At 69.7% G+C, this 11417-nt stretch carries 11 protein-coding genes; 7 read left to right on the top strand and 4 right to left on the bottom strand.

The features are described from left to right. The 4 genes from MKK63_RS11245 to MKK63_RS11230 form a co-directional block, all read right to left on the bottom strand. On the bottom strand, positions 1 to 1041 hold a 1041-nt coding region (locus MKK63_RS11245), incomplete at its 3' end, for a porin (RefSeq protein ID WP_244001664.1). A gap of 406 nt (positions 1042 to 1447) precedes the next feature. Further along, positions 1448 to 2137, bottom strand: coding sequence for a metal ABC transporter permease (locus tag MKK63_RS11240; RefSeq protein ID WP_244001662.1), 690 nt, complete (start codon positions 2135 to 2137; stop codon positions 1448 to 1450). 66 nt (positions 2138 to 2203) lie between these two features. Then, positions 2204 to 2590 carry a winged helix-turn-helix domain-containing protein gene (locus MKK63_RS11235; protein WP_244001660.1) on the bottom strand — a complete coding sequence of 129 codons (387 nt, stop codon included), beginning with the start codon at positions 2588 to 2590 and terminating at the stop codon, positions 2204 to 2206. 50 nt (positions 2591 to 2640) lie between these two features. Continuing rightward, positions 2641 to 3237, bottom strand: coding sequence for a HupE/UreJ family protein (locus MKK63_RS11230; protein WP_244001658.1), 597 nt, complete (start codon positions 3235 to 3237; stop codon positions 2641 to 2643). Between the two features lie 94 nt (positions 3238 to 3331). Between MKK63_RS11230 and MKK63_RS11225 the strand changes: the two genes are divergently transcribed. From MKK63_RS11225 to MKK63_RS11195, 7 genes are all read left to right on the top strand, one after another. Continuing rightward, complete coding sequence (locus MKK63_RS11225; RefSeq protein ID WP_244001656.1) at positions 3332 to 3706, top strand: hypothetical protein; 375 nt, start codon at positions 3332 to 3334, stop codon at positions 3704 to 3706. Between the two features lie 151 nt (positions 3707 to 3857). Beyond that, the gene (locus MKK63_RS11220) at positions 3858 to 5345 is read left to right on the top strand and encodes an ABC transporter substrate-binding protein (RefSeq protein ID WP_244001654.1); all 1488 of its coding nucleotides are present in this window, start codon (positions 3858 to 3860) and stop codon (positions 5343 to 5345) included. Further along, positions 5345 to 6289 carry an ABC transporter permease gene (locus MKK63_RS11215; RefSeq protein WP_244001652.1) on the top strand — a complete coding sequence of 315 codons (945 nt, stop codon included), beginning with the start codon at positions 5345 to 5347 and terminating at the stop codon, positions 6287 to 6289. The genes MKK63_RS11220 and MKK63_RS11215 overlap by 1 nt, the downstream gene beginning before the upstream one ends. A 229-nt stretch (positions 6290 to 6518) precedes the next feature. Beyond that, on the top strand, positions 6519 to 7433 hold the full coding sequence (locus tag MKK63_RS11210) for an ABC transporter permease (protein WP_244001650.1): 915 nt from the start codon (positions 6519 to 6521) through the stop codon (positions 7431 to 7433). Then, positions 7430 to 8446 (top strand): ABC transporter ATP-binding protein, encoded by a 1017-nt coding sequence (locus tag MKK63_RS11205; protein WP_244001649.1) that lies wholly within the window; start codon positions 7430 to 7432, stop codon positions 8444 to 8446. Before MKK63_RS11210 ends, MKK63_RS11205 begins: the two co-directional genes overlap by 4 nt. Beyond that, positions 8443 to 9360 carry an ABC transporter ATP-binding protein gene (locus MKK63_RS11200; protein ID WP_244001647.1) on the top strand — a complete coding sequence of 306 codons (918 nt, stop codon included), beginning with the start codon at positions 8443 to 8445 and terminating at the stop codon, positions 9358 to 9360. The genes MKK63_RS11205 and MKK63_RS11200 overlap by 4 nt, the downstream gene beginning before the upstream one ends. Positions 9361 to 9596: 236 nt before the next feature. After that, the gene (locus MKK63_RS11195) at positions 9597 to 11198 is read left to right on the top strand and encodes a gamma-glutamyltransferase family protein (protein ID WP_244001645.1); all 1602 of its coding nucleotides are present in this window, start codon (positions 9597 to 9599) and stop codon (positions 11196 to 11198) included. The last annotated feature ends 219 nt before the right edge of the window (positions 11199 to 11417 follow it).

Genomic DNA, 11417 nt, shown 5'->3' with positions numbered 1-11417 from the left:
GGGGCCGGCGCGGTTGGAACCCTCCAGGTAAAGGGCGTCGCCCGGGGCGATGAACGGCGTGTTGAGCTTAAGGCCGCCCTGCACCGCACAAGCCTGAACGTTGCTCGTATGGGCCGGGACGCCGATCGGACCGGTGCCGGTGCTGGCGGCGGTGGAGAGGTTGCCGACGTTCAGCTTGTGGGTGGCGGCCGAGAGCTGAGCCGAGCCCCAGGCCTGATCGAGGCGAACGACGCCGACGAAGTCGGGCAGGCGCGAGCGCTCGATGCTGTCGACGTTGCCATACCGGCCCGGGCCGACGAAGACCGGGGTCGGCTGGTTGGTCACACCGAAGTTCGAAACGGCGCCGGTGTTGACCGTCGCGGAGATGTTGGTCGGCGAGAAGATCGGGGTGCGGCGGAAGACCGGGTCTTCGATCGAGATCGTCGCCGACAGGCCGTTGCCGACCGTGGCGGTGTAGGCCAGCAGGTTGGTCGAGAACACGTCCGAACCGGCCGTCGCGCCGGCGAACTCGAAGTCGTGGGCGTAGAAGTCGAAGAACGAGGAGGCGCGACCGGCGGTGAGCCCGGCGAACTGGATGAACGCCTTGTCGACGTTCATGTACTGCTGGTCGCGGCCGAAGCTGTCGGTGCCGATGCCGGCATAGGCCTGGCCGATACGCTGCTGGGTGCCGGAGGTGCCGACGCCGGAGTAACCGGTACGGGCACCGGCATCGAGGCGCACGAAGGCGCGCAGGGTGCCGTAGGCGGTCTGGGTGCGGGCATCGAGGTTGATGCGCATCCGGCCCTGGTAGCCCGACGTGTCGCCAACGCCGTTCTGGCGCGAGTAGCTGGTCTGGTATCCGCCCTCGAACCGGGCACGGCCCGAGACGCGCAGGCAGGTATCGGTGCCGGGGATGTAGAAGAAGCCGGCGCCGTAGGCGGTGCAGACGCGGACGTATTCGATCGGCACGGCCTTCTTGACCGGCAGATCGGCGGCGTGCGCGGCGCCTACCGCCGCGAACGCAGTAGCCGACCCGAGCAACGAGCCCTTCAAGAGCTTCATCGATATCTCCAAAGCTTCGAGACCCAATAATGCGGACGTGCCCGGTTGACCGGATCTAGCCGCACGTTTTGTAGATTTGGCCTGCGTCTTGGGCGGCAGGCTCTTGCGGGCTCTCGCTTGGCGATGCCCCCGTGCACACTCACCATGTGCGAACGGGTTACGGGCGGCAACGTGGATTCTCGCTTATGGCCCCGGTTCCGACTGCATGTTGCCTGCTGGCAACAATTTCGGAGCGCATTGGCCACTAACCGGCGTCCGGAGCCCGGTTTCGCGCGAATTTTTAGAGCGTCTTCGGACTCGAATAGCCCGGCGCCCGTATTCGCGCGCCGGACGAATCGCGCGCAGGGCCTCCTGCAGCCGTGGTTGCTGCTGGCCCTGCGCGCGACAGCCGCGTTACATTGCCGGCTTACATGGGCGGGGTCAGGCCGTCCTTGCCGACGGCGACCCGGCGGGCCGTCAGATGGCCGTCGTCTTCGCGCGCGACGAGCACGAAGGCCCGCGCACCCGGTGTGAGGGCCGAGGCGTCGGCCGGCGCGAAGCTGACGACGGGCGCCTGCGGCGGCACCAGGATCTGGAGGGACTGGCCCTTGCCATAATCCACCGTCAGCGTCCGCTCGGCTCCGCCGCCGCTCGCCGTCACAGTACCGTTGGTCATCGCGCTCTTGACCCGGGGGGCGTCGGGCGCGGTCGAACGCGCGTCGGCCTTCACGGTGCCGTTGGTCATCGCACTCTTCACCCGGGCGCCGCCGGCCGTGTGGTCCGCGATCATGTCCCAGTCGTAATGCCCCTCGCCGGTGCCGCGCATCGCCTCGGGGAACAGAACGACTTCCAGTGCCACCGGGGGCTGGCCCTTGGTGGCCGTGCCGATGAACACGCCGTCCTTGATCTGATCGAGGCTCGCCGGGATGACCCACGAGACCTTCGCGTCCGCCGGCAGCGCGACCACCTCGGACTTGCCGTCGAGGGTCTTCAGCGTGAAGCCACCCTGCTCGACCGCCTCGACCGTTCCCCGCAGGCGTTCCACCTTCGGGGCCGCCTGCGCCCCCGTTGTGACAGCCAGAAGGCTCATGAGGGCGAGCGTCGTGAACTTAGCCATGTAGGGTCCTCTTGTTGCCGCCGGGATTGTCGCGACCGGCAGCACGTGGGGCAGCGTGCGGTGCATTCAGCCCCTGGAGGCCTGTGACACGCACGCTCGCTTATCGCGCTTACGCCCGGGCCGGTTACATGCCCCCGCCTGCCCCAGCCGGTTCAAGTACGGAGCGGCCGCCGCTTCAGCAGCCGTTTCGACAGCCCGGTACCGGGCCACGACATCGGCTCCGAAGTCCGAGAGGCGTGCACCGCCTCCGGCCCGTCCGCCGGTCTGCGCCTCGACCGCCGGGCGGCCGAAACCGGTGTTCATCGCCTCGACCAGCAGCCATGCCCGTCGATGCGACATGCCCAGGGCACGGCCGGCGCCGGCACTGGACCCGTGCTCGGCGATCAGTTCGAGCAACCGAACTTTGCCGGGACCAAGCCGGTGCCCGGGTCCCAGATCGATACGGATGCTCAAGCGCGGTCCTGCATCGGGCTTGCGCGCCGGGGACGGGTCGGCCGTCTCGGTCAGGCGGGCAGCACCAGCAGGGCGAGGCCCGCCATCGCGACGCCGGCCCCGAGGACCGGCGCGGCCCGGGTTGCACCCAAGCGGGCACCGGCCACGCCAAGGCCGATCCCGGCCGCATGGAGGAGCGCGGTCGCCGCCAGGAAGCCGAAACCGAACGACAGGCCGGAGGCCGTCTCCGGCATCTCGGCCCCGTGTGTATAGCCGTGGAACACCGCGAACACCCCGACCAGGGCGGCGAGCACGGCCACCGGCGCCCGCAGGCCGACCATGGCGGCGAGGCCAAAGACCACGATGGACAGCGCGATCCCGGTCTCGGCGTAAGGCAGTGCGATCCCCGCCATGCCGAGCCCCGCCCCCGCGCTCATCAGCGCCAGGAAGGACAGGGGCAGCGCCCACAAGGCGCGCCCGCCCCGGAGGGCCGCCAGCAGGCCGACCGCGACCATCGCCAGCACGTGATCGGCCCCCATCAGCGGATGCAGGAACCCCGCCTCCGCACCGGTGGCGGCGCCATGACCCGGATGGGCGAGCGCCGCCTGCGGTAGCACCGCAAGAACGGCCGGGAGGGCGGCGAGGGATGTAGAAAGTTGACGCTTCATAGGATGTCCTTCGCTGATCCTGAATAATGTAGCGCCCATCCGCCGCCGCTGCGAGGGCCGCGGGCGTGTCCATGATCTATAAGGTCATCGCCTCATGGACGGCGTTGCACTCGAACGGCGCCATGATGATGGGCCCCACTTCGTGGATGAGGTGCCGCATCATCCGGGCCACCGTCTGGTCGACCCAGGTTGCTGCGCCGCGTTCCAGCGTCCGATCGATCAGCACTGCCACGCCGGACGGCGAGATGTTGAAACAAGCCCCGAAACGGCATGGCCGTCCTCCGGCGTCACCGCGGCGATCGTCGGCTTCGTGACGATACGGGGGTGGACCCGAACCGGCTCGGGGCCGGGGATCCTGCGCCCGAGCCGGCGTGACGAACGGGCGCGCGAGGCCGGTCAGGGCAGCCAGTCACCGCGGAGCCGGATATCGAAACAGCCGCAGCGCGACACGTCGCTGAAGCCGTTTTGATGGTTTGAATAAAAGATGCAGCTTGATCGTCTGGCACGGATGCTGCCTTGGGATTGTGCATGCCACGGCGGTGCGCGACATTCTTCACCGCCTCCGGATCGGCCGCGGCCGATCGCATCCCGCCACCCGCGCCAGCCTCCGGACCGATTTCATGTTGCGTCTCGCCGTCTGCCTCCTCGCCGGACTGATCGTGTCCGGCCCCGCCGCGGCGCAGACGCTCCGCTACGGCATGATGGAGGATCCGGACGCCCTCGACCCGACGCTCGCCCGCACCTTCGCGAGCCGGATGGTGTTCGCGGCGCTCTGCGACAAGCTCGTGGATATCGGGCCCGACCTAAAGCCGGTGCCGCAGCTCGCGACATCCTGGGAGCTGTCGCCCGACGAGAAGGCTCTGACTATGCACCTGCGGCCGGGCGTGCTGTTCCACGATGGCGAGAAGCTGGACGCGGCCGCGGCCAAATACTCGATCGAGCGGCATATGAAGTTGCCGGGCTCGCAGCGCCGCTCGGAGATCGCGCCGATCGACTCGGTCGATGTCGTCGATGACCTGACCTTTCGCATCAATCTGAAGCAGCCCTTTGCGCCGTTGCTCGCGCAGTTCACCGACCGCGCCGGCATGATGGTCTCGCCCAAGGCCGCCGAGCGACTCGGTGACAAGTTTGCCTCCGCGCCGGTCTGTGCGGGCCCGTACAAGTTCGTGGAGCGGGTGCCGCAGGACCGGATCGTGGTCGAGCGCTTCCCCGACTACTGGAACAAGGATGCGATCCAGATCCAGCGGATCGAGTTCCGGCCGATCCCCGACGCCACCGTGCGGCTCACCAACCTGCGCGCCGGCCAGCTCGACCTGCTGGAGCGGCTCGCCCCGACCGACGTGGCGCAGGTGAAGCGGGATGCCAAGCTCAAGCTCGACTCGACCACCGAGCTTGGATTCCAGGAGATCCTGTTCAACCCCCACAAGGCCGGCTCGCCGGTCTCCGACCCGAAGGTGCGCGCCGCGTTCGAAGCCGCCATCGACCGCAACGCCATCAATCAGGTGGTCTATAACGGCGAGTTCCTGGCCGGGAACCAGTGGGTCAACCCGAAGAACCCGAACTACGTCGCCGAGTACCCGATCCCGAAGCGCGACGTGGCGAAGGCCAAGGCGCTGCTCGCCGAGGCCGGCAAGCCGAACCCGCAGATCACGCTCACCGTCTACGCCAACAGCGAATCGCCGCAGGTGGGCCAGGTGATCCAGGCCATGACCAAGGAGGCGGGCTTCGACGTGAAGATCCAGGCGGTTGACTTCACCACGGCGCTGGATGCCGCCGACAAGGGCAATTACGAGGCACAGCTCTATTCCTGGAGCGGCCGCTCCGACCCGGATGGCAACACATTCAGCTTCCTCGCCTGCAAGGCGGCGCTGAACTATCCCAAATACTGCAGCCCGGAGGCCGACGCGGCCCTCCAGGCCGAGCGCGGCACCATCGACCCGGCCAAGCGCAAGGCCGCCTGGAAGACGCTGGCCGATCACGTGCTGACCGACCGGCCCGGAATCTACATCCTGCACCGCAAGCTGCTCTGGGCCTACAGCCAGAAGATCTCGGGCTTCGTGCCCTACCCGGACGGGCTCGTGCGCTTCCCCGGCCTGAAGCTCAACTGATGCTGCGGTTCCTGGTCCGACGCCTCGCTCTGGCGGTCCCGACGCTGATCCTGGCCTCGATGATCATCTTCGCCCTGCAACAATTGCTGCCCGGCGATGTTGCCACGGCACTGACCGGCGAGGAGCGCGATCCGCAGGTGATCGCCTTCATCCGCGAGAAGTACCACCTCGATGAGCCGCTGCCCGTGCGCTACGCCTACTGGGCCGGCGGCGTGCTGCGGGGGGATCTCGGCGAGTCGATCCGGCTGCAGAAGCCGGTCTCCGAGCTGATCGTCGAGAAGCTGCCGGTGACGCTCGAACTCGCCTGTCTGGCGATGCTGGTGGCGCTCGCCATCGGCGTGCCGATGGGCGTGCTCTCGGCGGTCAAGCGGGGCCAAGCCGCCGACACGATCGCCAACGGCATCGCCCTGTGGGGCCTGTCGGTGCCGAATTTCTGGCTCGGGATTCTGCTGATCCTGCTGTTCTCGGTGGAACTCGGCTGGCTGCCGGCCTCCGGCTACGTCTCGCCGTTCGAGAGCCTGTCGGAAAACCTCGCCGCGATGGTGATGCCGGCCTTCGTGCTCGGCAACGCCATCGCGGCGGTGATGATGCGCCACACCCGCGCGGCGATGCTGGGCGTGCTGGGTTCCGATTACGTCCGCACGGCCCGCGCCAAGGGCGTGTCGCCGCTGCGGGTGACCCTGCGGCACGCGCTGCCCAACGCCGCGATCCCGATCATCACGCTCGGCGCTCTGGAATTCGGGCAGCTCCTGTCCGGGGCGGTGCTGACCGAGCAGGTGTTTTCCGTGCCGGGCTTCGGCAAGCTGATGGTCGATGCCGTGTTCAATCGGGATTTCGCCACCGTGCAGGGCGTCGTGATCTGCACGGCGGCCACCTACATCGCCCTCAACCTCGCCGCCGACCTGCTCTCGGCGGCCGTGAACCCGAAGCTGAGGCGGGCATGATGGCGGTGTTCGAGTGCAACGCCTCCCCTCCCCCCTCTGCGGGGGAGGGTGGCACCTGCGTCAGCAGGGGTCGGGAGAGGGGAGCCCGGGCTCAGGAAGGGGCGCAACCTTCGCGACGGGCACAGCCTCATTCTGCACCGTCGCTCCCCTCTCCCGACCCCCTTCGGGGGCCACCCTCCCCCGCAGAGGGGGGAGGGAGAGCGCGTGAGGCCAACGTCCCGAGGGTCCGATGAGCACCGGCACCCCCATCGCCGAGGCCGCCGGCCTCGCCGCCCCCGCCGGAACCCCGGCCCTCATCCAGGAACCCGGCACCCTCGCGGCCTTCTGGCGGCGCCTGCGCGCGCGCAAGAGCGCGGTGGCGGGCCTCGTCATCGTCGGCCTGTTGATCCTGATGGCGGTGTTCGCGCCCTGGATCGCCCCCTACGACCCAACCGCCACCGACTGGGGCAACGTCCGCGGTGCGCCGAGCTTCGTGCACCCGTTCGGCGGCGACGAGGTCGGGCGCGACGTGCTTTCGCGGATCATCTTCGGCGCCCGCGCCTCGCTGGGCGCCGGCCTCGTCTCGGTGGCGCTGGCCGTCTCCCTTGGCCTGCCGCTCGGATTGCTCGCCGGCTACGCGGGCGGCTGGATCGACGGCGTGATCTCCCGGCTCACCGATGCGCTCCTGGCGATCCCGTTCCTGATCCTGGCGATCGCGCTGGCCGCCTTCCTCGGCCCGAGCCTCGTCAACGCGATGATCGCCATCGGCCTCTCGGCGACCTCGACCTTCATCCGGCTGACCCGGGCGCAGGTCCGCGCCGTGGCAGCGGAGGAGTTCGTCGAGGCGGCGCGCGCCATGGGCAACCCGCCCTGGCGGATCGCCCGGGTCCACATCCTGCCCAACATCGTGCCGGCGATCCTCGTCCAGGCGACGCTGACCATCGCGGCCGCGATCATCGCGGAGGCGAGCCTGTCGTTCCTCGGCCTGGGCCAGCAGCCGCCCGAGCCGTCCTGGGGCGCCATGCTCAACACCGCCAAGAACTTCATGGACCAAGCGCCCTGGATGGCGATCTGGCCCGGCCTGTCGATCTTCCTGGCCGTGCTCGCCTTCAACCTGTTCGGCGACGGCCTGCGGGACGCCCTCGACCCGAGGCAGCGGACATGACGAAGCCCCTCCTGGACGTCCGCGACCTCGCGGTCGCCTTCGACACCGACGGGGGCGCGGTCCACGCGGTCAACGGCGTGTCCTACACCCTGCACGAGGGCGAGACGCTGGGGATCGTCGGCGAGTCGGGCTCCGGCAAGAGCGTGCATGTGCTGGCCATGCTGGGCCTGATCCCGCGCCCGCCGGGTCGCATCACCGGCGGGCAGGTGCTGTTCGAAGGGCGCGACCTGCTCGCCCTGAAGGAGCGCGAACTCCGAAAGATCCGCGGCGGCGCGATCGGATTCGTGTTCCAGGACCCGATGAGCTCGCTCAACCCCGGCATGACCGTCGCGGCGCAGATCGTCGAGCCCCTGCGGATCCATCTCGGCCTCGACGCCCGCGCGGCCCGCGCCCGGGCCAGGGAGCTGCTCGACCTCGTTCGCATCCCGAACGCGGTCGCGCGCCTCGACCAGTACCCGCACGAATTCTCCGGCGGCCAGCGCCAGCGGGTGATGATCGCCATCGGTCTGAGCTGCCGGCCGAAGCTGCTGATCGCCGATGAGGCGACCACCGCGCTGGACGTCACCGTCCAGGCCGAGATCGTCGCGCTGGTTCAGGAGCTGAAGCGCGAGCTCGGCATGGCGATCCTCTGGATCACCCACGATCTCGGTGTGGTCGCGGGGATCAGCGACACCGTGCAGGTGATGTATGCCGGCCGGATCCTGGAGCGCGGCCCAGTCGACGACATTTTTTCCGATCCGCGCAACGCCTACACGCTGGGCCTCCTGCGCTCCCTGCCGGATCTCTCCGGCGGCCGCGCCGGGCGCCGCCGGCTGCACCAGATCGAGGGCGCGCCGCCGGACATGCGTCACCCGCCGCCGGGCGATCCGTTCGCGCCGCGCAACGCCTTCGCGACCCCGCGCTGCCGGACCGAGATGCCACCCCTGGCACAAGCGCCCGGTGCCGCCCCCGGCCACCTCGTCGCCGCCTGGTACGACCTGCCGAACCTGCTGCGTCAGGAGGTTGCCCGATGAGCGTTCAGGATTATCCGATCGTCTCGGTGCGCGACCTGTCCAAGCACTACCCCCTGCGCTCGTGGTGGGGTGGCAAGGAATCCGTGTTCCGCGCCGTCGAGGGTGTCAGTTTCGATATCCGCCCCGGCGAGACCCTGGGCCTCGTCGGTGAATCCGGCTCCGGCAAGTCGACCATCGGCCGGGCCGTGACGATGCTCAACCCGCCGACGTCGGGCACCATCGCGTTCGAGGGCACCGACCTCGCCAAGCTCTCGGCGGGCGCCATGCGTAAGATGCGCGCCCGGATCCAGACGGTGTTCCAGGACCCCTACGCGGCCCTCAACCCGCGGATGAGTGCCGGGGACTACGTCGCGGAGGCGTTCAAGCTGCACCGGCGCGACATGGGCAGAGCCGAGCGGCGGGAGGCGGTGGCGGCCATGTTCCAGCGGGTCGGTCTCGATCCGCGCTTCATGGGGCGCTACCCGCACCAGTTCTCGGGCGGCCAGCGCCAGCGGATCTGCATCGCCCGGGCGATCGCCCTCAAACCCAGCTTCATCGTCGCCGACGAGCCGATTGCGGCGCTCGACGTGTCGATCCAGGCGCAGGTGGTGAACCTGCTCCAGGACCTGCAGGACGAGATGGGCCTGTCCTACCTGTTCATCTCCCACGACCTGCGGATGGTGCGCTACCTCTGCCACCGGGTGGCGGTGCTCTGGCGCGGGCGGATCGTCGAGCTGGCCGAGGCCGACGCGCTCTACGCGGACCCACGCCATCCCTATACCCGTCGTCTGCTCGCCGCGGTGCCGGTGCCGCACCCGGCCGAGGAGCGCGCCCGCCTCGCGGCGCGGGACCTCTCCGGCCACGACGCGCCGCCCGACGGGCCGCTCACCGAGGTGGCGCCGGGGCATTGGGTGGCGCTGCCGGGCGTCGGGTGATCATGGCGCGCGCTTCTCTCCTCCCCCTTGTGGCTTGCGGATTCACACATCGGGTTTGGGGTCATCGTGCGGTCGTCAAATGAGGCGGCCTGGATTGCTCATGCGCCCTCCCTCCCCCCTCTGCGGGGGAGGGAGAGGCGCGAAACCGCCTTCGCCTCTCCAAGGGAGATGTGTGGATCCGTTAGCCCTTGTGGGGAGGGGAAACGTTGGACGCCTTTGAAACGACAGGACATCCCGTGAGAGACTTCTCCGCCCCCGGCCGGTCCCCGGTCTACGCCGCCAACGCCGCCGTCGCGACCTCGCACCCACTCTCGACGCTCGCCGCGATTGAAGTCCTGCGCGCCGGCGGCAACGCCGTCGATGCCGGCATCGCGGCGGTGGCCGTGCAATGCGTGGTCGATCCGCTGATGACCGGCATCGGCGGCGACTGCTTCGCCCTCTACGCCCCCGCGGGCGCCACGAAGCCCATCGCCCTCGACGGTTCGGGCCGGGCGCCCGCCGCCGCCACGCCCGACTGGTACGCCGAGCACGGCGTCACGATCACCCCGACCTCGCCGCACGCCGTCACGGTGCCGGGCGCCGTCGCGGCCTGGGAGCTGATGGTGCGCGAACACGGCACCCGGTCCCTCGGCGAGCTGCTCCAGCCGGCGATCCGCTACGCGGCGGATGGGTTCGTCGTCCAGCAGCGGGTGGGCTGGGACTGGCAGCGGGGCGCCGAGCGGGTGGCTGCCGATCCCCACGCCGCAGAAACCTACCTGCCCGGCGGACAGGTGCCGGCGATCGGCAGCGTCCTGCGCCTGCCGAAGCTCGCAGCCACGCTCCGGCGCATCGCTGAGGACGGCGCGCGCGCCTTCTATACCGGGCCCGTGGCCGAGGACATGGTGAGCCGGCTCAACGCTCTCGGCGGCCTGCACACCCTGGACGACTTCGCCGCCGCCCGGCCCGACGTGGTCGTGCCGGTCTCGACCCGCTACCGCGGCTACGACGTGTACGAGTGCCCGCCCGCCGGCCAGGGGCTGGCCGCGCTGATGATGCTCAACGTGCTGTCCCACTACGATGTCGGTGCGCTCTCGGACCTCGACCGGCTTCACCTGTTCGCCGAGGTGTGCAAGCAGGGCTACCACCACCGCGACGTGCTGTTCGGCGACGCCGCCCTCGCGCAGGTTCCGATCGAGCACCTGCTCTCCGACGCCTGGAAGGCTGCCGCCCACGGGGCGATCGACATGGGTCGGGCCCGCGAGCCGGAGATCTATCCCGAGATCGCCCGGGAGATCGCCGAGGGCCGCGCCCACAAGGACACGGTCTACCTCTGCATCGTCGACCGGGACGGCAACGCGCTGTCGCTGATCAACTCGATCTTCCAGGGCTTCGGCTCCGGGATCCTGGCACCCGAGAGCGGCGTGCTGTTGCACAACCGCGGCCTGTCGTTCCGCACCGAGGGCGGCCACCCGAACAGCGTCGGGCCGGGCAAGCGGCCGATGCACACGATCATCCCCGGCATGCTGATGAAGGACGGGCAGGCGGTCGCGCCGTTCGGCGTCATGGGCGGCCATTACCAGGCCATGGGCCATGTCGAGCTGCTGTCCGGCCTCCTCGACCGGGGCCTCGACGTGCAGGAAGCCCTCGATGCCCCCCGCAGCTTCGCCTATGGCGGAACCTTGGAGGTTGAGGGCGGAATCTCCGACGCCGTGATGGCGGGGCTGAGGGAACGCGGCCATCCGGCGATCCGGGCGCCGCTGCCGCTCGGGGGCGGTCAGGTCATCTGGATCGACCGCAAGGCCGGCACGCTGGCCGCCGGCTCGGACCCGCGCAAGGATGGGGCGGCGCTGGGGTATTGAAGGGCGCGACGCCCCCCCACTGCGGGCTTGCGGATGCACACATCTCCCATGGAGAGGCGAAAGCGGCTCCGCGCCTCTCCCTCCCCCGCAAAGGGGGGAGGGAGGGCGCATGTGCCAGCCGAGCCGCCCCACTTGGCAACTGCACGATGATCCCCAACCCGATGTGTAAATCCGCCAGCTCTGCGGGAGAGGGAGAGCAGCGGAACCGCCGACCGATCA

This window comes from Methylobacterium sp. J-088, assembly GCF_022829295.1.
GTDB lineage: Bacteria > Pseudomonadota > Alphaproteobacteria > Rhizobiales > Beijerinckiaceae > Methylobacterium.
The sequence above is the reverse complement of the archived record's forward strand: the minus strand, read 5'-3'. Positions and strand labels throughout refer to the sequence as shown.